The sequence below is a fragment of the Actinomyces graevenitzii C83 genome, assembly GCF_000239695.1.
Taxonomy (GTDB): domain Bacteria; phylum Actinomycetota; class Actinomycetes; order Actinomycetales; family Actinomycetaceae; genus Actinomyces; species Actinomyces graevenitzii.
Genome location: NZ_JH470338.1, coordinates 610,773 through 630,144 on the forward strand (window position 1 = coordinate 610,773; position 19,372 = coordinate 630,144).

Genomic DNA, 19,372 nt, shown 5'->3' on the forward strand with positions numbered 1-19,372 from the left:
TTTAGAGAGGGTCTTCAATGTCGAAGCAACGCACTCGTATGACAGACATTGCTGCACGTGCGCAGGTTTCTACTGCAACCGTATCGCGTGTCTTCAACGGGGTGGGTCAAGTTTCCGAAGCGACTAGGGCTAAAGTACTTACCGCTATTGATGAGTTGGGCTATGAGCGCCCTGTATTAGAGCCTACCAGCGGCGTTCCGAATGTGGGAGTGATTTTACCTGAGCTGACCAACCCAATTTTTGCGGCTTTCGCCCATAACCTGCAAAACGCTATTGCCGCCTCTGGTGGGGTGGCCATGCTACGTTCACAAACTCCCGGCGCTACCTCAGAACTAGACCATCTTGAGTCACTTATTGCTCACGATGTTGACGGCATTATTTTTGTCTCTGGACGTCACGCTGATTATTTAGGCGATCTTAACCGCTATCAGGATTTAACGGATCGGCGTATTCCATTTGTGACTATTAATGGCGCCCGCCCAGAAATTGCCGCCCCAGACTTTTCTACTGGCGACGCCGCCGGGATCCGCGCTGCGGTAGGTCACCTGGCCCAGCTGGGGCACCGCAATATTGCCCTGCTGACCGGCCGCTCCCATGTGGTTCCCTCAGCCCGGAAACTAGCTGCCTTCCGTGAGATTATGAGCGAGCTATTTGACGTAGAAGACCCGTTAACAGCAGAGACTTTCTACACCTATGAGGCTGCGGCGGCGGCTACTGGTCCGCTTATTCGCGCCGGGGCTACAGCGGTAGTGTGCGGCTCTGACATGCAGGCGCTGGGGGTAATTCGGGCTTTGCGCGACGCCGGCTTGAGCGTTCCCGACGACGTCTCAGTAGTGGGTTATGACGACACTTTCCTTATGAGCCATACTGACCCGGCTCTAACTACTGTGCGTCAACCGGTTAACGCCATTACTAACGCGGCCGTGCAAACCCTGTTTGACGCTATAGGTTCAGCCCGCACGCTTGTCCATGAGGATTACGTTTACAACCCTGACCTGGTGGTACGCTCCTCTACCGCGCCAATGCGACCGCGTTCTTAAACGCAGACGTCCCTAACCACGCTAAAGGGGCCAACTAAAAGTTGACCCCTTTGTACTCTAAGCTCCCACCAGCTTAGGCGCCGCACCAGCTTAGACCCCGTGGGACTGCCTGTTTTGCGCACGGGCGGCGTTGTAGCGCCCTAGGGTTTCTAGAGCCGCGCACACTATCCCTGCTGCGCAGGCGAGCACCAGCCAAGAGTTTGCGGTTAACGCTGCCAGGTCAAAGAAGCTGCGTAGCGGCGCCAGCAGCACCACAGCTAAAGCAGCTGTGCTCATTAGGGCCACTAGCGAGGCTCGCCACCACACCCAGGGGCGCGCCGTCAAAGACAGCAGCCACAGTCCCCCGGCCACAAGCACCAGGGTACATACCGAACTGATTTGGTTACGGTTGGACCCCATCAAAATCAAGGTTAGCCGCGCACACAGCACCCCAACCACCACAATCACGCCGGCGGGCACAGACAAGCGCAGCACACGGCCCAAGAAGCCTGCATGGTAACGCTGATTAGTGGGCGCCAGGGCCAGTACAAAGGCTGGAATACCAATGGTTAGCGAAGAAACAATGGTCAGCTGACGTGGCAGGAAGGGATAAACAAACCCAGTTATAGCCACTACTGCCGCCAGCAGCGCCGCCCAGGTGGTTTTGGTTAGGAACAGTGAGGCTACGCGTTCCATATTGGCAATTACGCGCCTACCTTCAGCCACCACTGAGGGCAGGGCATCAAATTGGGAGTTAAGCAGCACCAGGCGCGAGACCGCTTTAGTGGCTGGGGCCGCATTACCCATGGCAATACCCAGGTCAGCGTCTTTAAGCGCCAAAGCATCATTGACACCGTCGCCGGTCATGGCCACAGTATGGCCGCGAGATTTAAGGGCGTTAACGAAGGCGCGTTTTTGTTCCGGGGTTACGCGCCCAAACACGGTGTGTTTTTCGAGCGCGTCAGCTAAAGCCTGGGTGTCTTCAATGGCGGGCAGGGTGCGGGCATCAACCCCCACCGGTTCGCCACCGTCGGGGTTACGTAGACCCAGGTGCGCAGCAATAGCGGCCACAGTAACCGGGTTGTCACCGCTAATTACTCGCACTGCCACGCCTTGGCGCTTGAAATAGTCCAGGGTTTGGGCGGCGTCGGGACGCACCTGCTCAGCTAACACCACCAACAGGGCGGCGGTTAGATCTTTTGGTAGCGTGGGGTTTTCACTTTGATCTAGCGCCTGGTTTGAGTGGGCTAGCACCAGCACACGTTTACCCGTGCCCGCCAGAGCTTTGACTCGCTCCAGTGCGGCGTTGTCAGTGCTGCCTAAGCCAGTGCCGTCAGACTCCCCATTGTCCGCCTCCGTGCTGCCTGAGCCAGTGCTACCAGCCAGCACGATTTCTGGGGCGCCTAAAACATAGGCTCCCGCCGAGGTTTGCACTGCCGACCATTTACGGGCGGAGTTAAAAGCAATCGCGTAGCGAGCCTGGGCTGGTTCAAGGCCGGTTAGTCCAGCGGCGATAGCGCTGCCGGTAGCGTTAGCCTCACTGCCACCCACCAGATAGGCCAAGGCAGCCCGAGCGGCGTCGTCGCCACTGGCAGGGACGACGGCGCCAGAGCCAGTCCCAGTGCTACCCCCAGCGGCGTCGTCGACACCAACCCCAAGCGCCACTGCGGCGTCGGCACTAACCTTGCCAGCAGCGGGAACGCCACCATCACCACCAGCGCAAGCAGAACCCAAGCAGCTTTCAATATGGTCAAGCTCCACCGCGCCACTAGTGAGCGTACCGGTCTTATCTAGGCACAGCATGTCCACGCGCGCCAGCACCTCAACCGCCGGCAATTCCTGCACCAGCACTTTGCGTCGGGCTAAAGTCATGGCTGCTGCCGCGAAGTTAACCGAAGTTAGCAGCACCAAGCCCTGAGGCACCATGCCCACCACTCCGGCCACAGCCAACACCACTGCGGCCTTCCACTGGCCACTGTCAAGTGAGCCGCTAATACCGCCCGCGACCCGCAGCTGCGACCACAGCAGCAGCAGCGTCATGGGCACAATAACCCAAGAAATCCAGGTCAGCACCCGGTTAGTGCCCTCTTGTAGCTCGCTGGTGACCACTGAATATTTACGGGCCTCCATAGCCAAGCGGTTAGCGTAGGAGTGCTCCCCCACTGCCGTGACGCGGATACGGGCGCTACCACCAATGACGGTAGTGCCGCTTAGAACTTGATCATTTTCGTGCTTACGCACCGCCACCGATTCGCCAGTAAGAATCGACTCATCAATTTCGCAGCCATTAGAGCTAAGCACCTGGCCATCTGCGGGCACCTGATCGCCGCTACGTAGCTCCAGCAACTCCCCCAGTACTACCTGGGAAACCTCAATGTCTTTAGCTTCCCCATCGCGAATAACATGCGCCGCTGGGGCCGCTAACACCGCCAAATTATCCAGGGCGCGTTTAGCTCGCAGCTCCGCGATAGTGCCGGTAAGCGTATTTAGTAGCAGTACAAAACCGAATACGGCATCCTGCCAAGAGCCTACCGCCAGCACCACCACCACGGCGCTAGCCAAGATCGCGTTAAAAATTGTAAATACGTTCGCCCGCAAAATCGCGACTATAGAGCGCGAAGAAGAGTTATCAAACTCGTTAGTTTCGTCTGCGGCGCGCGCCTGGGCCACCTGTTTAAAACTAAGCCCTTGAGCTAAATAAAGCTCGTCTACTGCAGGCGGCGTATAGGAAGCGTGACCCACTCGCGCACTCATATTTTTCCTCTCTGTCAGCTTCAGTTGGCTGCTAGCCTCGGCCAGTTAGCTTTTAGTCTCGGCCAGCCAACCCCCTCGGCCAGCCAGCACCCTCAGCCAGTTAGCTTCAGTCAGCTTCAGGAATGTGACGGCGGCCAGACTCGGCGCTAACCGCCTGGCTTAGCGGTCCCTGCTTGCGCTGCATAGCGCGCGTGGCCAGCAGCGACGCCACCGCCGTAACCACCAGCGTCACCACAATCACTGCCAGAGAAAGCAGGTTTGAAGGCTCGGGCACAACCTCAATGGGCTTACCGGAGTTAAGGAAAGACAGGTCGTTTTCGTGCAGGGCGTGGTTGATCAGCTTGAAACCAATGAAGCTCAAAATCACGGCCAAGCCGTAAGACAGGTAAATCAGGCGCTCCAGCAGCCCGTCAATCAAGAAGAACAGCTGGCGCAAGCCCAGCAGCGAGAAAGCGTTAGCGGCCATCACCAGGTAGGGCTCCTGGGTTAAACCGAAAATCGCGGGGATAGAGTCAAAAGCGAACATCAAGTCCGCGCTACCCAAAGCGATAATCACCAGCAGCAGCGGGGTGATCATCAGCCGGCCACCGTGGCTAATAACCAGGCGGTTACCTACAAAACCCTCAGTGGTGGGCACCAGCTTACGTACCCAGGAGGTGAAGGTGTTTTCGTGGTACTCCTCGTCCTCTTCCTCATCTTTTTTGCTGATAGCTTCGCGCACCTGGTTGATAGCGGTGTAAATCAAGAACGCGCCAAACAGGTAGAAAACCCAGCTGAACTGGGAGATCAGCACCGCACCCAAGGCAATAAAGACAAAGCGCAGCACCAGGGCAATGATGATGCCGTACATCAGGGCTTTTTGCTGGTATTCACGCGGCACCCTGAAGGCACCCAAAATAATGATGAAAACAAACAGGTTATCTACGCTCAAAGACCACTCGGTGAGCCAGCCGGCATAGAACTGGCCAGCATATTGGCCCCCGTAGATGGCCCACACCAGCACCCCAAACAGCACTGCCAGGCTGATATAGCCAATAGACCAGGTGGTGGCTTCTTTCATGGTGGGGGCGTGCGGTTTGCGCACATGGCCCACAATGTCCACCGTAATCAGCGCAGCGATGATGGCAATTAGGCCAATCCAGCCAAGCAAATGGACGTGCACTTAGGTGCTCCTCCGGTACGTGTCGCAGGTATCGAAGGTCTCCTCCCGCCCGCTTAGCTGGGCCCGCGACGCCGGGCTTGCCTGCTGCAAACCGTGATGACGACGTCGTTGTTAGTGGAAGTACTCCCCTTATGGTCGCTGTTAACTATACCGCGAGCGCGGGTGGGTTTTGAACTGTGGTGGGTTTTGGGTTGTGGTGTGGTTGGTTGTGGGTTGTGTGGTTGTGGGTGGGTGGTTGGTTGTTTGTGTTTGGGGGTGTGTTTGGTGGGTTTAGCTGACTTGGTTTATGGTGCGGAGTTCTTTTTTGAGGTCTTTTAGTTCGTCGCGTAGGCGGGCGGCGAGTTCGAATTGGAGGTTGGTGGCGGCGGTGTGCATTTGTTGGGTGAGTTCTTCGATGAGGTTGGTTAGGTCTGTAGTGGTGGCGTTGGGTTTGGGGGTGGTTTGGGGGGTGTCGCGGGGGGTTTTGGTGTTTTTGGGTTGGGTGTTTTTGTGGTTGTTGCGGTAGCCGGTGGCGAGGAGGTCTTGGGTGTCGATGTCTTCGCGGGCGAGCATGTCGGTGACGTCGGCGATTTTTTTGCGTAGGGGTTGGGGGTTGATGCCGTGTTTTTTGTTGTAGGCGATTTGTTTGGTGCGGCGGCGTTGGGTTTCTTCGATGGCTTGTTGCATGGCGGGGGTGATTTTGTCGGCGTACATGTGTACTTCGCCGCTGACGTTGCGGGCGGCGCGGCCGATGGTTTGGATGAGTGAGGTGGTTGAGCGTAGGAAGCCTTCTTTGTCGGCGTCGAGGATGGCGACTAGGGAGACTTCGGGTAGGTCTAGGCCTTCGCGTAGGAGGTTGATGCCTACTAGTACGTCGTAGGTGCCTTGGCGTAGTTCTCGTAGGAGTTCTACGCGGCGTAGGGTGTCTACGTCTGAGTGTAGGTATTCGACGCGGATGCCTCTCTCGGCCATGTAGGTGGTTAGGTCTTCGGCCATGCGTTTGGTGAGGGTGGTGATGAGGATTCTTTCGTTTTTGTTTACGCGTTGGCGGACTTGGTTGAGGATGTCGTCGATTTGGCCTTGGGTGGGTTTGACGATGATTTTGGGGTCTACTAGTCCGGTGGGGCGGATGATTTGTTCTACGGGGGTGTCTGAGCGTTGTAGTTCGTATTTGCCGGGGGTGGCGGATAGGTAGAGGGTTTGGCCGATGCGTTGTTCGAATTCGTTGAATTTGAGGGGGCGGTTGTCGGCGGCTGAGGGTAGGCGGAAGCCGTGGTCGATGAGGATGCGTTTGCGTGAGGCGTCGCCTTCGTACATGGCGCCGATTTGGGGGATGGTGACGTGGGATTCGTCGATGACTAGTAGGAAGTCGTCTGGGAAGTAGTCGAGGAGGGTGTGGGGTGGTTGGCCGGGTTGGCGGCCGTCGATGTGCATGGAGTAGTTTTCGATGCCTGAGCAGATGCCTACTTGTTGGAGCATTTCGAGGTCGTAGGTGGTGCGCATTTTGAGGCGTTGGGCTTCGAGGAGTTTGTTTTGTTTTTGGAGTTCTTTGAGGCGTTGGGTGAGTTCGGTTTCGATGCCTTGGATGGCTTGTTTCATGCGTTGTTCGCCGGCTACGTAGTGGGAGGCGGGGAAGATGTAGACGTTGTTGGTTTGGTTGATTACGTTGCCGGTGATGGGGTGGAGGGTGGCTAGGTTTTCGATTTCGTCGCCGAACATTTCGATGCGGATGGCGAGTTCTTCGTACATGGGGATGATTTCGATGGTGTCGCCGCGTACTCTGAATGTGCCTCGGGTGAAGTCGATGTCGTTGCGGGTGTATTGCATGGCGACGAATTTGTGTAGGAGGGTGTCGCGGTCGATTTCTTGGCCTACTTGGAGGGGTACCATGCGGGCTACGTATTCTTCGGGGGTGCCTAGGCCGTAGATGCAGGAGACTGAGGCGACGACGACGGTGTCGCGGCGGGTTAGTAGGGAGTTGGTGGCGCTGTGGCGTAGGCGTTCTACTTCGTCGTTGATGGAGGAGTCTTTTTCGATGAAGGTGTCGGTTTGGGGGATGTAGGCTTCGGGTTGGTAGTAGTCGTAGTAGGAGACGAAGTATTCGACGGCGTTGTTGGGTAGGAGCTGGCGGAATTCTGCTGCCATTTGGGCGGCGAGGGTTTTGTTGGGTTCGAGGATGAGGGTGGGGCGTTGGATTTGTTCGATTAGCCAGGCGGTGGTGGCTGATTTGCCGGTGCCGGTGGCGCCTAGGAGGATGATGTCTTTTTCGCCTGCGTTTAGGCGTTTGGTGATTTCGGCGATGGCTTGGGGTTGGTCGCCGCTGGGTTGGTAGGGGCTGATTACTTTGAAGGGGTTTTGGGCGCGGCGCAGGTCTGGCATGGCCCTATTTTATGGGGGGTTTGGGTGGGGGTGGTGGTTTTATTCTGGGCGCGCAGCTGTGTGGCTTGTTGGGGTTGTGGTGGTTTGGGTTAGGGCGTTGATGGCTTGCCAGACTTTTTTGGTTTGGGTTTGTAGCTCGGCGGGGGTGGTGTTGTTGGTGATGATCCAGTGGTGGGGGGCTTGGGCGGCGACGCGGCGGCGTTGGGTGTCGCTGGCTTGGTTGGCGATGCGGGCTTTGGCTTGGGTGGGGTTTAGGCCGCGTTTGTTTAGGCGTTGCAGGCGGGTGTTTAGTTCGGTTTCTACTACGACGACGCCGTCGTAGGGCGGTAGGTTGCCTTCTAGGGCTTGTTCGGCTAGTAGGGGCACGTCATAGATAGCGATGGGGGTTTTAGCTTGGGTTAGCTGGCTCCAGGCTTGGGCGGCGATTAGGGGGTGGGTGATGTTTTCTAGGTCGGTGCGGGCGGCGGGGTTGGTGAAGACGATTTTAGCTAGGGCGCCCCGGTTTAGTTGGCCGCTATCATCAATAATGTCGGCCCCAAAACGCTTAGCTACCTGGGTTAGGGCTTTGCTGCCTGGGGCTAGTAGGTTGTGAGCGATTTGGTCGGCGTCGACGACGGTGGCGCCCCAGGTGGCGAAGAGTTTAGCGACGCTAGTTTTGCCGCTACCTATCCCCCCGGTGAGGCCGACAATGAAAACCATTAGTTTTCTTCCACCCAGGCGGCCAGTGTGGCTGCTAGTTTAGGTACGTCCACGTCGGTGGGTACATGCAAAAACCCGGCTTTAGCCCCATAGGTTTTGGTGGCTTGGATGGCGCTGTAAAGCGTGGTGTTACAAACATAGGTGCCCGCATGCCAGGAGATGGCGGCGTCAAAGCCAGCGTTTTTTAGCTTACCTAGCAGGGCACAGGTGTTGATAGTGGCAAACAGGCCGTCGGCGTCGGCGGGGTCTACCGCAGAGCGGGTGGGGCTAAAACCACTGTTGTCTTGGCCTTCTTGCTCGTTAACCGCGATGCGTTCAACATGCAGCTGCCTGGCGGCGGCGTAAAGCCCGCAAGATAAAACAATCTGGGGGCGTTTAGCTTCAATCAGGGCCTGGATACGTCCGCGAGCGCCAGTGAAGGTTACTGGTAGTAGCTGTGCTTCTAGGCCGCTGCCAGAGTAGTTAGCTTGTAGGAGCTCTACTAGGGCTTGGGTGGGGTTTACCGGGTTGGGTCCAAAGGGTTCAAATCCGGTGATAAGCGCGCGCGTCATGGTTTCACCCTAGCACCGCTTAAAAGCTAGTCAACTAGTTATAGCGCCTTAAGTAGGCTCTAGTGGCTCTGGCTTGGGGCTAGTGCACCTATCCGCAGCGTTTAAACCCCGTGGGTTACCTGGTCTAAGCACTTACCCTTTGATCTGGATGCTCCCCTCGGTTGTGGTTTAGCTGTTTTGGGTTAGTTGGGTGACGAAGTTTTTGATTAGCGCCTGTACTTGGAGCCAGGTTTTAGTGTTTGGGGCGCTAAGCAGGCCGTGTACTGTGCCGGGGGGCATGTGTAGTTCTACCTGGGCGCCGCCGTCGACTAGTTCAAAAGCCCAGGCTTGGCCTTCGTCGCGTAGGGGGTCGGCGGGGTTGATGAACACGATCACTGGCGGCATTTTTTTAGCTAGTGCCCGCGCGCAGGGGTAAGGGGTGAAACTGGGTTTGTCTGGGGCGTAGTGGTGCCAGGCGTGGGTGGCGGCGGTTTTAGTCCATACTGGCCCGCGCGAGTATTGGTTGTAGGAGGCGGTTTTTAGGCGTGGGTCTAGGCAGGGCTCTAAAGCGATAAAGCCACTTACCCCAAGCGGTTTTTGGGCCTGGATGAGGCGGGCTAGTGTTTGGTAGCCAAGGCCAGCCCCGGCTGAGTCGCCGTAAATAAACACGGGCACACCATAGGTGGCGGCGCGTTCTAGAACTGCTTCGCATTGGGTGGCGGCGTGGGGGTATTTAGCTTCTGGCGCCAGGGTGTAGTTGGGGCTTAGCACCACGGCGTCAAGCAGGTCAGCTAGCTCTAAGTTACGGGCGTCGTCGAACCTGGCCCGGCCGCAAACGTAGCCGCCCCCGTGTAGTGACACCACCACGCAGCGCGGGGTGCGTCCTTTAGGCGACAATATGCGCAGCTCTATTGCCGCGCTGCTTTGAGCCCCTGCTTTTACCGGCAGTTGGGTTACCTCAACTAGGTGGCTTGGCTCTAGTTGGGCCTGGGCGCCTAGTAGTTTGTCGCCGCGTTCACGTAGCGCTTGCACCTGCCAGGTGGTTTGGGGTGGGATACCTTCCACTAGGGCCGCTATTTCGGGGGCTATATAGGCGCTCGCGGATACTTCAGGCAGCTTGGCGAGGAAAGAGTTAACTGTCTGCTGGAATTTTTCGCTTTTGTCGCGCCGCACGCAGTGGGTGGCGCCGCTGATCAAGGCGGTATGCAGGTGGGGGTTAGCGTATGTGGCTAGCTTTTCTAGGCCCGCTTGGCCGAGCAAAACGTCGGGGCCGTCACCGGTTAGCACCAAGGTGGGTACTTGTAGCTCTTTGATTATTTCGCGCCCAGCCAGGCCCACCACCCCGGTGGCGATGAAAGCGCGGTCCACCTGGGTTTTGGCCTGCGCCCAGGGGCCGTATTCGCTTAGCGGCCAGTTGCGATAAGCCTGCTGGGCTAGCAGTAGGTTAGCGATGGCGCCGCTTTGGTCGCGGCTGATGTGTTCAAGGCCGCCCACAGACTCCCCCGCATTGTTTTTGTAGGTTGCCTCCTGGGTGGGGGTGAGCAGGGCGGGGTCTTCTAGCACCACCGCCCGCACCAGCTGGGGGTGGTCTCTGGCCACGCCGGCCGCTATCGCCCCACCCATAGAATGCCCAAAAAGCACCACCTGGCCGCCAACACTTTGGCTCGCCTCGACTCGAACCACCTCGGCGGCGGCTTGCAGAGCGCTTTGGAAAGGGGCCTGTAACTGTTGGGGGCTAAAACGCGGCGAAAGGCCGTGACCCAAACTGTCTACCAACACCACCCGCCACTGCTCACCCCAACGCGCCCCAATATCGGCTAGCGAGGCGCCGTTGTCACTAACCCCGTGGAAAGCCACGATAGTGCCTTTAGGGTTAGCGGCCCGGTCAACGATAGTGCGGGACAAAACCATGTAGCCACCCTCGCTTAGCTGTGGATCCTGACCATTTAGGTGCAGGTCCTGGCCATTTAGCTGCGGCTCCTGACCTTTTAGACGCGGCTCGCCGGGGGTATTAGGCATATCAAGCTCCATTGCAAACACCTACAAAATCATCTCTTCCCTAATAATTATTACATGGGGTTTTATAGGCAACGGACGAAATGTCCGTATCTGTAAGACCACACCACTACCGGGCCACCTACCCCAAACCCCTGCTGCTCCCCTACCAGATCCTTTACCGGCCCTCTACCGGAGGTCACTTTTTTTAAGACGTGCAGCCAGGCAGAGCAAACCTTGCTCACTTTTCTGCCAGGCGACCAGCCAGGTTCTGCGCCCTAGCTCGTCTACCAGCTAGCCTCTCCCCCCACCCTGGCCCCTGGGGATAAACTTCCCCAGCCTTTGCTGCCATAGCAGCCAAGTAGTCCTTGCGTGTCAGCCTTAAACTATGACGACGGCGCTCGTCCTTGGCTGGGACGTTAGCTTTCGTGGGCTAGAGAAACTACCTGTTTTTCTAGATCAAAATAGATAACCAATAGTTCATCAGTTAGTTCAGGGTTGAAGCTTAGATCGATGACGAAAGCTTGCTGGCCTGTTTCTTCATCAAGCAAACTGCCAAAACGCACGATTTTCAAGAAATCTATCATTTGCTCAAATGACATTGCCTCCGGGTCACATGAGGGGAACAGTTCCGCTAGCGTATCCGGGTCTAGCTCGCCTCGGTGGTACTCCATGAAATATGCGACAGCCCCATGGTAGCTAGCATCATCGCTTGACAGTGTCTTTTTCAAAAATTCTTTAGCAGTTGCAAGCAACCCATCTGCATCATCCAGGGTTGAGGCCACTAAAGACATTGCCGCGTCATTAGAGGTTAGCTCTTCATCAACATCCAAATAGAAGGAAGTTCCAGCTTCTTGCGGGGAAAGAAAAATCTCTTCCCCTGCCTCATATTCAATACCAGGATATTTGCTGCTCTTTAAAAACATTAGATCCTCCATGCCAAGCAGGGCTTCTTTAGCCTCACGCTCGAAGCACTTTACACTCTAGCATAGACAACTAGTGTTTTTAAGTCAGATGCTCCCTACGGTAATTAGCGCAAACTCTATTGTGGCGCGCCATAGATCTCTTCAACCTGCCAACTGTTGCCGTTATATAACAAAGTAACTAATGCCGCCCATTTACTTTGTTTAACATCAACTTTTGTCCCGTTGCCGAGATATTCGATGCCACCAGTTTGGTAATACCAAAGCTCAACCACAACTTTATCTTTGATGTCTTTACGTACCCAACCATCCGTAAAAGTTACATGCATTTCATCAACCCAACCACCATCAGCATGTAATTTCTGTATAGCCGCCGGAGTCGTGACACAAGATTTATGAGCCCCTTTACACAGCACCTTATATTCTTCGACTTTTCCCGTAGAAAATGCATAATTGTATAAGTCGACTGCATACTTAGCGGTAGCCACTGCACCTTCGTCAGTGTTTTGCGTGATTTCTTCAGGCCTGACCGGAGCTTGCATTTTCAAAGCCTCAGCGCGCTTCTTAGCCTCCTGGGCCGTAGGCGTCCATTTAACCGAAGCAGAAGGCATCAATGTTGGTTTTGGTGAAGCTGTATTACTAGCCCCAGAGCAGCTCGCACTCGCATTGGCCACACCGCCACCACCAGGCAAAGCCTGTCCAACATGAACCTCCTTGAGGCTATAGAAAACCACACCGCACAAAGCCACACTGACACAGAGCATTAAAACAATCACTATCCGCACAGGCAGACAAGTAATTTTCAAGTTTTTCACCAAAATCGCCTTAGATGAACTAAACTAACAGCTTTTACTTATCGTCTTCAATGTAAATTACCTCTACTTTCCATTCAGCTCCATCATATTTGAGGGTTAGAAGCGCTACGCATTTCGTTGAGGCAATTAACTTTTTTTCACCAGTTCCACTATATTCAATGGCTTCTGGCTGATAATAGCGCAGTTGAACAACGACATCTTTAGCGTCTTTCCTGACGTAACCTTCAGTGAAGACTACATTTATTGGTGACAGCCAGCCGCCTTTATTATGCAATCGTTGAACACTAGCTACGGTTTTAACGCAAGACCTTTTTTCACTAACACACAGTGACTTATATTCATTAACATGCCCAGTCGCATAGGTGTAGTTATATAGCTCAATCGCATACTTGGCCGTGGCCACAGCACCTTCATCAGTGTTTTGCATAATCTCTTTCGGTTTAGCCGGAAGCGGCATACTCAAAGCATCCGCGCGCTTCTTGGCCTCCTGCGGCGTAGGCGTCCACTTAACCGAGGCAGAAGGCGCCGGCGTCAGCATCGCTGTCGGCATCACTGGAGCCGCTCCTCTCACCCCTGCACGGTCCACACTTGTCGCACTCACACTGACCACACCACCACCACGAGGCAAAGCCTGCCCACCCTGAGCGCCTTTACCACCACAGAAAAACATGATGCATAAGCCAGCAGTGATACAACTTACTAAAGCAGCAACTACCCATGCCTGTTGCCAACCAATTTTTAATCTCTTCATTGAGCTCACCCCTATTTTCAGAGTTAAACTGCTACCTAGGTTTATCTACAGGCGGCTCAATCGTGGGCGAAGGCTCATAGTCGGGCACCACCCCATATGAATCTGGTAAATATAAATCGAAATATGTACTAAATTCATGCGTAGTAATCGTGCCACGTACAGTTTGCCAAGCTCCACCAGCTAAACGCCAACGAGCAACCCACACCACAGTTAACTGGACTCGGAAATTATTGCCAGTATCCTTGAATTGATGAACGATTCCACCTACTGGAGGTGGAGACCCAGGATAGTCAGTTTCTTGGATTACCCCATCACCAAAGTCCCAGATGTATTTAACTGGACTGGCTTCAATTTCTACCTGACGACCTAACAGGTTAGAAGTAATGGACTGCTTATTCCCGCTAGTCCAAAACGTAATATCGTGATCAATCACTAATGTTCGTCCAGCTGGATAACGTTCAACGCCGCTGCCTTTTACGAATAATTTCGCAACTTGCTCACGTGTAACCACAAACGGTTTAGCCTGCACAGGTGCACCTTCACCTTGAGGTTGACCAGGCATTACTTCGCAAGAGTCATATCGCGAGGGATCTAAATCGCTACCCTCAAAAACAACCCCTTCTGCTGCGCCACTTCCATAGCACCGCAATACAGGCTTAGCCGCACCTTCTTGCGCTTGTTCTGGCAGCTCCGAGCTTCCAGTGGCCTCTACAGGGCCCGCATTTGTGCTTTCGTCTTGACCCTTAACAGTTATAGAGTCATCATTTCCATCATAGTCCCCCGTGTAATTATTGGTAGCTTCAGCAAAGGCAGATACAGGCAGGCATGCTAAACTAAATACTAGGAAGGCATTTATAACGTATGATAGCTTATTTTTCTTCAACGTAAATTTCCTGCACTTTCCATTCATTACCATCAAATTTCAAGGTAACTAAAGAAGCGAACTTACCAGCAGGAATATCCTGAAGCTCACCTTGACCAGAGTGTTCTTGACTAGCATTACGGTAAAACCAAAGCTGCACAACTACATTTTTAGTAACATCTTTGCGAACCCAACCGCTAACAAAAGTTACCTGTATTGGATCTACCCAACCACCATTTTGATGCATCTTAAGCGTGTCCGCCGGAACCTTAACGCACGATTTCCTATCGCTAATACATAGGGCTTTATACTCATCTACATTCCCTGTAGCAAACGCATAGTTGTATAACTCAATGGCATACTTGGCCGTGGCCACAGCACCATCATCGGTATTCTGCGTGATTTCTTCCGGTTTAGCCGGAAGCGGCATACTCAAAGCCTCAGCGCGCTTCTTGGCCTCCTGCGGCGTAGGCGTCCATTTAACTGAGGCAGAAGGCGCCGGTATTGATGTCGGCGTCGGCGAAACCTCACCTCGCGCCCCTGCACGGCTCACACTTGCACTGGCCGCAGCGCCCCCGCCAGGCAAAGCCTGCCCAGCCTGGGCGTCTTTACCACCATAAAAGTCCACAAAGTACCAGCCGGCGCTGATACACAGCACCACTACCAGCGCTACTCGCACCAGCGGCCAGCGGTCTTGCGGTTTAATGCGCAGCCAGGGTGGCAGCCCACTTCTAGCCCGCTTTTTCTTGTGGCCCGCAATGCCAGTCTCACCGCTACCCTTAGCGCCGCCCTCAAGGTGAGCCTCACCATTAGCCTCACCACCGCCCTCAAAGCGAGTCTCAGGCGCAGCCTCATCTTCACCAAATTTGGCCGCGCTAGGTTCAGCCGCCGGCAAGACGGCTGGCTTATTTTTAAATCCCTTCATTGGGATCGCCCCCGTATTTCAGCTGGTGAACAGGGCTGAAACACGACTTAGTGCGCCAGCCAGTTCAAAACAAAGTTGAATCAGAGTAGCGCACATCACTTTAATTACACAAGGGAATCTGACAATCTGTGGATATTGCATGTAGTTCTGACATGCATCTAACCCTTACTCAAGAACCTGACGGCAGCCCTGCGACCCTTTTCAATCTTTTCCAGTTCGCGCCCCTCTACTGCGCTTGCCGACACCCACCGCTTAGAAAACAGCTCCTGCGCCGCCTGGATCATGACCCCACAGGCATAGGGATCTTTTTCCTCGCTAATCGCCTTGGCAAACACCGCCTTGGTTTTTAGCCTAAGCTCCTCCCCTTGAGCGCAGTGGAAGGACATTTGCATGAGACTAGCCGCGCCCCAAGCCCGGCACAGTGCGTCGTCGTCGTTAAAAAGCACCCGAGCCAAAACGTCAATCTCACCTGCGCCACCAACCCAACCCAAAGCGATAACCACCTTGCGGCGAAGCTGAACGTCCCCGGTAGCAAGCAGGGCGCAAAGCGGCCCCACAAGCCTGTCACAGTAGGGCGCGTAAAAGTCTAGGTGCCTTAGTTTGGTCAATACCTCAGCTGCCAGGGCGGCGGTAAGCACCCGGATTTTCTCCTCCCCTCCCCCAGACAGCTGCGCCAACAGGAAGTCGAGCCCCGCCTGCCCGTGCTTGTCGAAACGGGCGGCCAAATAGACTTCTTTGCCCGCCCGCCAATCTGCACAGATAAGCTCGTAGTGCGCGGCAATGTCCTGGGCTTTGTCGCTCCCCTGCTCCATGGGCCTCCTTACGTCATTGGTGCCGACGGCGCCATTGGGTTCGCTCTCGACGCCGGCAATGCCTGGCTCGCCGCCGTTACCTACAAAATCGTCCCTCGCCTATAAAAACAGTATTGAAAAATCATAGGCGACGGACGATTTTACCTGTAAATCTCAGGTATAGACCCGGAAAGGATTTAGACATGTCCACTGAAATGAGGCTAGCTAAACTCAGTCAACGCCTAGTGCCACCAATTCTTAACTCGCAGGCGGCCACGCGCTTCGCCGCCCTGCACCCCCTGGCGCCCGCCCCTGCCCCATTTTGGATGCGCAAGCGTTTTTGCCTGCGCACCCACGGCCCACTGACCTGGGTTACCCCCAAGCACCCGGCCGCAAAATTTCAACTAACTCACCATCCCAGCCAGGCTGACCCAGATACGCGCCCTGATTTAGATCCCCAGTTGGCGCCGGCTGATACTGCGCTGATTTATCTGCACGGCGGCGCCTATGTCCAGGCCATGTCTGCTTTCCAATGGAATATTGTGGCTGGGCTATCTGACCGCACAAGCCTGCCGGTGCTTGTGGTGGATTATCCGCTGGCCCCCGCCCGCTGCGCCCAGGATGCGTTTGCGCTGGTGAACGCAGCTATCGACTATGCGCAGCTGCTCTATAAGCGCGTCATTTTGGTTGGCGACTCTGCTGGCGGCGGCCTGTGTGCGTCCCTAGCAATGCAGCGCCGCGACCTATCTTTAAGCCAGGTTGACGGCTTGATTTTGTACTCGCCGTGGGTTGACGTGACCATGACCAACCCGGATATTGCCCCCATTTTGCCTCGCGACCCGATGCTTGGGGTGCCCGGCGTGAAGTGGGCGGGGCAGGTTTGGGCTGGCAGGCTGGCAACTAAGGATCCACGCATCAGCCCCCTATACGGCTCATTTGACCGCTTGCCGCCCATGCGTGTTTTCGCAGGTAGCGACGATATTCTCACGCCCGACGCCGTGGAGTTTGCCCGCCGAGCACTGGGCGCGGGGGTTGACGTCAAGCTGCGTTTTGAGCCTGGAGCCTTCCATGTTTATGTGGCCGGGGGCCCACTTATCCCCGAGGCTAGGCTGGCATTGGATTATTCGGCCCAGTTCATCAACCAGATCAGGGGGCTTTAAGGGAATTTAAAAGACTTTAAGTAGGCGGTTTTCAGCGGGAGGTTTTAAGTGGGGGATTTTAAGCCCCTGGGCTAAGGGCCCCTTGGGGTAGCGCCGGGTAGGCACGGCAGTGGTTGCAACGCCGACGGCGCCGATCACGACCGGACATACCTTCGCCACGCCGGGCTGATCCTCGTACTCGAAGGACATCTGCCAAACGTCGTAGGGACGCGGTGGGCTCTCAGTCGTCATCCTCGTCCCTCCAGGCGGCAGGAACGACGAGGCGGCCGTCGCTTACCTCGGCCACGGCGATGTCGGAGTTATCAAAGTTGATCCTCGGTTGGAGCCGCACATCAAAGGGGAAGCCCTTGCACTGGTTGAACATGCGCACGAACACCTTGATCGCGGCTGACGGCGTCATCCCCAACGCCTCCGCGTTTGCCTGGAAGTCGAGCTTCTCCTGGAGGTCGATCTTCGTATTGAGCGATGCTGTTGCACCCATCATGGTACCTTTCTCTTTCTTTGAAAGATACCACGTTAGACCACTTTAGACCACATTGACGGATTATTCGATTCCGAATCGCAAAGCACGTGGAGGGGTCTGGGTTTTTCGGACCGTTTGTTTTGAGAGGGTTGTTCTGAGTAGTCCCGGCTGCTTGTGGCCGGGCAGAATGGATGACCATGAGGAAGTTTTGGAAGGGGCGCGTGTTCAAGGTCTGTAACGTTATCGATGAGTTCACCCGTCAACACCTGGCTTTCCGCGTCGAGCGGCGCATGGGAGCCGCCGACGTGATCGAAATGCTTGACCTGGCTGTCCTGGCCCATGGAGCACCCCAGGTGCTAAGGGCCGATAACGGGCCTGAATTCATCGCCGGAGCCGTGGGGTGCTGGGCCAGCGAGCATGACACGCTTCAAGCATTCATCCCACCGGGCCAGCCGTGGCTGGGCGGGTTCGTGGAGTCCTTACACAACCGCATGCGCGACGAACTCCTCGAGGACAACATGTTCGAGGACCTCGACCATGCCCGCGCCCTGATCGGCGCCTGGTCCCAGCACTACAATGAAGAACACCCCCACAGCACGCTAGGCTGGCTCTCACCCAACCAATACACACGCCAATGGGCACAACACCACTAATAACAACCAACAACCCTCAAAACACCCGGTCCACAAAACCAGACACAGACAACTTGACAGCTGGCCATGTTTCCGGAGATCAAAAGTGGTAGCGTCAGAGACGACAGTCACACGCGAGTGATGGGAGGCACCGATGCCAGCGTCCGTCTACGTTCGCTTTGACGCGCCCGAGGGGGGAGTGCCAGCGACACCAAGAAGGCTCCACGCAGCCCTGTCGGCGGTTCTGGACTTACCGCCAGGCATTAGCCCGGAGAGGGCCGCACAGTTCCCAACACTCGCACACCGACCGGTTCATGGGTCGGGTGGGGTGAAGCCCTATTCGCTCGGCGAGCTGAGCCATTCGGAGTCGACATTCGGCGTCGAGGTTCGATTCCTGGACGATCGACTGATTGACACGCTGGATGCGTGGCTGTCGTGGGGTGGGGTGATGCGCCTCGGGGCTGGCACCAACGACGACGCCGTTCTGATCGCATCCGAGGGCCAGATCATCAGCCAGGCCTCATGGGAAGAGCTGGCGGAGCGAGACCAGGACACTGCGTGGGAGATACGCCTTGTCACGCCAACGACGTTCTCGTCAAAGGGGAATCACGTGCCGCGCCTGTCTCCGGCGACGATTGCAACGAGCTTGCAGCAGCGCTGGTGGGCCTGGAATCGAAGGCTCGCTCCCCCACGGATTGATCGGCATGCCATGGCGAGCGTGTTAGCGACGCAGGATTTCACGCGCTCCTCCGTGGTGTCGCTAGCGATGCCGCGCCGCGCCGGCCAGGGCCGCCTGAGCTCCCGGTGCATCCCAGCCCACGAGGGCCACCTGCGCATCAGCGGCGTCGAGGGCGCCGAAGCGACCCGGATCTTCTCGCGCCTCATGGCGCTGTCCGCATACACGAACGTCGGCTCACACACGAGCTTCGGCATGGGCGTCATAGACGCTGTGGCCGCGTAACACCTAAGTAAGGATAGAAATGACACTGCAATTTTTCTGCGATTGGCTCTGGGCTCCGATCATCGCGCCTTTTGTGACCTACCACATCGGCAAGCTACTTTCAAAATGGAAGTATGGTCGCCAGCTTCTCCGCAAATTAACACTTGGAAACCCAAAGATTGCACTCATAGCCGACCATACAGAACAAAATAATATTAGCAAATCAATATCCTCAACAGAATTATTTAAAGAAAAGAATATCACATGCGAAACTTTCGCAGACACACACAATCCTTCATTTCATAGTACATTTGACATCATTGTCATCGTATTTGAATACGAAGGAAAACCATCAAATCCAAACGAAAACTACATAAATCCCAAACAAGAACAGGCAGAGAGAATACTCGAAGAGCACTGCAACTCTTTCAAAACATCAGGCGAGCCGATTGTTATTTTCGCGAAAAAGATGATGAACCCTGAACTCTTCAAAAAGATTGCAGACCGCCCAAACACTTCAATTTGCCAGGCGCGCGGAAGGCTCACAGCGGATATTATCGCTCAACTCACTGCCTTCAATGGATAAAATTGGG

19 protein-coding genes are annotated in these 19,372 nt (G+C 55.5%); 5 read left to right on the forward strand and 14 right to left on the reverse strand.

All coding sequences use genetic code 11. The features are described 5' to 3' along the window. Window positions 1-17 precede the first annotated feature (17 nt). A complete protein-coding gene (locus HMPREF0045_RS02700) occupies window positions 18-1,040 on the forward strand; it encodes a LacI family DNA-binding transcriptional regulator (protein WP_005985254.1) in 1,023 nt (340 codons plus the stop codon). A gap of 90 nt (window positions 1,041-1,130) precedes the next feature. On the opposite strand, the gene HMPREF0045_RS02705 is transcribed toward HMPREF0045_RS02700, so the two are convergent. From HMPREF0045_RS02705 to HMPREF0045_RS02755, 12 genes are all read right to left on the reverse strand, one after another. After that, complete coding sequence (locus HMPREF0045_RS02705) at window positions 1,131-3,773, reverse strand: cation-translocating P-type ATPase (protein WP_005985256.1); 2,643 nt, start codon at window positions 3,771-3,773, stop codon at window positions 1,131-1,133. Window positions 3,774-3,879: 106 nt separating this feature from the next. Next, the gene (locus HMPREF0045_RS02710; RefSeq protein WP_005985257.1) at window positions 3,880-4,935 is read right to left on the reverse strand and encodes a TerC family protein; all 1,056 of its coding nucleotides are present in this window, start codon (window positions 4,933-4,935) and stop codon (window positions 3,880-3,882) included. 270 nt (window positions 4,936-5,205) lie between these two features. Then, window positions 5,206-7,293, reverse strand: a complete 2,088-nt coding sequence (gene uvrB, locus HMPREF0045_RS02715; RefSeq protein WP_005985259.1) for an excinuclease ABC subunit UvrB — start codon at window positions 7,291-7,293, stop codon at window positions 5,206-5,208. A gap of 39 nt (window positions 7,294-7,332) precedes the next feature. After that, entirely contained in the window at window positions 7,333-7,992 is a 660-nt protein-coding gene (gene coaE / locus HMPREF0045_RS02720; protein ID WP_005985261.1) for a dephospho-CoA kinase, read from the reverse strand. Further along, complete coding sequence (locus tag HMPREF0045_RS02725) at window positions 7,992-8,543, reverse strand: pyroglutamyl-peptidase I (RefSeq protein ID WP_005985263.1); 552 nt, start codon at window positions 8,541-8,543, stop codon at window positions 7,992-7,994. The genes coaE and HMPREF0045_RS02725 overlap by 1 nt, the downstream gene beginning before the upstream one ends. Window positions 8,544-8,711: 168 nt before the next feature. Next, window positions 8,712-10,553 (reverse strand): alpha/beta hydrolase, encoded by a 1,842-nt coding sequence (locus tag HMPREF0045_RS02730; RefSeq protein WP_050807421.1) that lies wholly within the window; start codon window positions 10,551-10,553, stop codon window positions 8,712-8,714. 383 nt (window positions 10,554-10,936) lie between these two features. Continuing rightward, window positions 10,937-11,443, reverse strand: a complete 507-nt coding sequence (locus tag HMPREF0045_RS02735; RefSeq protein WP_005985268.1) for a DUF2004 domain-containing protein — start codon at window positions 11,441-11,443, stop codon at window positions 10,937-10,939. 116 nt (window positions 11,444-11,559) lie between these two features. Then, window positions 11,560-12,255 carry a DUF6318 family protein gene (locus HMPREF0045_RS02740; RefSeq protein ID WP_081466775.1) on the reverse strand — a complete coding sequence of 232 codons (696 nt, stop codon included), beginning with the start codon at window positions 12,253-12,255 and terminating at the stop codon, window positions 11,560-11,562. Window positions 12,256-12,289: 34 nt separating this feature from the next. Continuing rightward, entirely contained in the window at window positions 12,290-13,006 is a 717-nt protein-coding gene (locus tag HMPREF0045_RS02745) for a DUF6318 family protein (protein ID WP_005985273.1), read from the reverse strand. A 31-nt stretch (window positions 13,007-13,037) separates the two neighbouring features. After that, window positions 13,038-13,889, reverse strand: a complete 852-nt coding sequence (locus tag HMPREF0045_RS10375) for a hypothetical protein (RefSeq protein WP_005985275.1) — start codon at window positions 13,887-13,889, stop codon at window positions 13,038-13,040. Next, complete coding sequence (locus HMPREF0045_RS09515; protein WP_005985276.1) at window positions 13,876-14,793, reverse strand: DUF6318 family protein; 918 nt, start codon at window positions 14,791-14,793, stop codon at window positions 13,876-13,878. Before HMPREF0045_RS09515 ends, HMPREF0045_RS10375 begins: the two co-directional genes overlap by 14 nt. 158 nt (window positions 14,794-14,951) lie before the next feature. Further along, window positions 14,952-15,605 (reverse strand): HEAT repeat domain-containing protein, encoded by a 654-nt coding sequence (locus HMPREF0045_RS02755; RefSeq protein ID WP_005985277.1) that lies wholly within the window; start codon window positions 15,603-15,605, stop codon window positions 14,952-14,954. Window positions 15,606-15,787: 182 nt separating this feature from the next. On the opposite strand from HMPREF0045_RS02755, the gene HMPREF0045_RS02760 reads away from it, so the two are divergent. Next, window positions 15,788-16,744, forward strand: a complete 957-nt coding sequence (locus tag HMPREF0045_RS02760) for an alpha/beta hydrolase fold domain-containing protein (RefSeq protein WP_005985278.1) — start codon at window positions 15,788-15,790, stop codon at window positions 16,742-16,744. Window positions 16,745-16,750: 6 nt separating this feature from the next. On the opposite strand, the gene HMPREF0045_RS02765 is transcribed toward HMPREF0045_RS02760, so the two are convergent. Then, window positions 16,751-16,975: a hypothetical protein gene (locus HMPREF0045_RS02765; protein ID WP_005985279.1), complete on the reverse strand. Its 225-nt coding sequence runs from the start codon at window positions 16,973-16,975 to the stop codon at window positions 16,751-16,753. After that, window positions 16,965-17,228 (reverse strand): type II toxin-antitoxin system RelB/DinJ family antitoxin, encoded by a 264-nt coding sequence (locus tag HMPREF0045_RS02770; protein ID WP_004634447.1) that lies wholly within the window; start codon window positions 17,226-17,228, stop codon window positions 16,965-16,967. Before HMPREF0045_RS02770 ends, HMPREF0045_RS02765 begins: the two co-directional genes overlap by 11 nt. Before the next feature lie 200 nt (window positions 17,229-17,428). Between HMPREF0045_RS02770 and HMPREF0045_RS02775 the strand changes: the two genes are divergently transcribed. From HMPREF0045_RS02775 to HMPREF0045_RS02785, 3 genes are all read left to right on the forward strand, one after another. Then, window positions 17,429-17,860: an integrase core domain-containing protein gene (locus HMPREF0045_RS02775; RefSeq protein ID WP_196793389.1), complete on the forward strand. Its 432-nt coding sequence runs from the start codon at window positions 17,429-17,431 to the stop codon at window positions 17,858-17,860. Between the two features lie 307 nt (window positions 17,861-18,167). Further along, window positions 18,168-18,800: a CRISPR system precrRNA processing endoribonuclease RAMP protein Cas6 gene (gene cas6 / locus HMPREF0045_RS02780; RefSeq protein WP_040315930.1), complete on the forward strand. Its 633-nt coding sequence runs from the start codon at window positions 18,168-18,170 to the stop codon at window positions 18,798-18,800. A 19-nt stretch (window positions 18,801-18,819) separates the two neighbouring features. Further along, on the forward strand, window positions 18,820-19,365 hold the full coding sequence (locus HMPREF0045_RS02785; protein WP_005985287.1) for a hypothetical protein: 546 nt from the start codon (window positions 18,820-18,822) through the stop codon (window positions 19,363-19,365). Window positions 19,366-19,372 lie beyond the last annotated feature (7 nt).

Excerpts from the sequence above, each read along its gene's own strand:
- HMPREF0045_RS02700 (WP_005985254.1), top strand. The coding sequence starts at position 18 with ATGTCGAAGCAACGCACTCGTATGACAGACATTGCTGCACGTGCGCAG.
- HMPREF0045_RS02705 (WP_005985256.1), bottom strand. The coding sequence starts at position 3,773 with ATGAGTGCGCGAGTGGGTCACGCTTCCTATACGCCGCCTGCAGTAGAC.
- uvrB (WP_005985259.1), bottom strand. The coding sequence starts at position 7,293 with ATGCCAGACCTGCGCCGCGCCCAAAACCCCTTCAAAGTAATCAGCCCC.
- coaE (WP_005985261.1), bottom strand. The coding sequence starts at position 7,992 with ATGGTTTTCATTGTCGGCCTCACCGGGGGGATAGGTAGCGGCAAAACT.
- HMPREF0045_RS02725 (WP_005985263.1), bottom strand. The coding sequence starts at position 8,543 with ATGACGCGCGCGCTTATCACCGGATTTGAACCCTTTGGACCCAACCCG.
- HMPREF0045_RS02730 (WP_050807421.1), bottom strand. The coding sequence starts at position 10,553 with ATGGAGCTTGATATGCCTAATACCCCCGGCGAGCCGCGTCTAAAAGGT.
- HMPREF0045_RS02735 (WP_005985268.1), bottom strand. The coding sequence starts at position 11,443 with ATGTTTTTAAAGAGCAGCAAATATCCTGGTATTGAATATGAGGCAGGG.
- HMPREF0045_RS02745 (WP_005985273.1), bottom strand. The coding sequence starts at position 13,006 with ATGAAGAGATTAAAAATTGGTTGGCAACAGGCATGGGTAGTTGCTGCT.
- HMPREF0045_RS09515 (WP_005985276.1), bottom strand. The coding sequence starts at position 14,793 with ATGAAGGGATTTAAAAATAAGCCAGCCGTCTTGCCGGCGGCTGAACCT.
- HMPREF0045_RS02755 (WP_005985277.1), bottom strand. The coding sequence starts at position 15,605 with ATGGAGCAGGGGAGCGACAAAGCCCAGGACATTGCCGCGCACTACGAG.
- HMPREF0045_RS02760 (WP_005985278.1), top strand. The coding sequence starts at position 15,788 with ATGTCCACTGAAATGAGGCTAGCTAAACTCAGTCAACGCCTAGTGCCA.
- HMPREF0045_RS02765 (WP_005985279.1), bottom strand. The coding sequence starts at position 16,975 with ATGACGACTGAGAGCCCACCGCGTCCCTACGACGTTTGGCAGATGTCC.
- HMPREF0045_RS02770 (WP_004634447.1), bottom strand. The coding sequence starts at position 17,228 with ATGATGGGTGCAACAGCATCGCTCAATACGAAGATCGACCTCCAGGAG.
- HMPREF0045_RS02785 (WP_005985287.1), top strand. The coding sequence starts at position 18,820 with ATGACACTGCAATTTTTCTGCGATTGGCTCTGGGCTCCGATCATCGCG.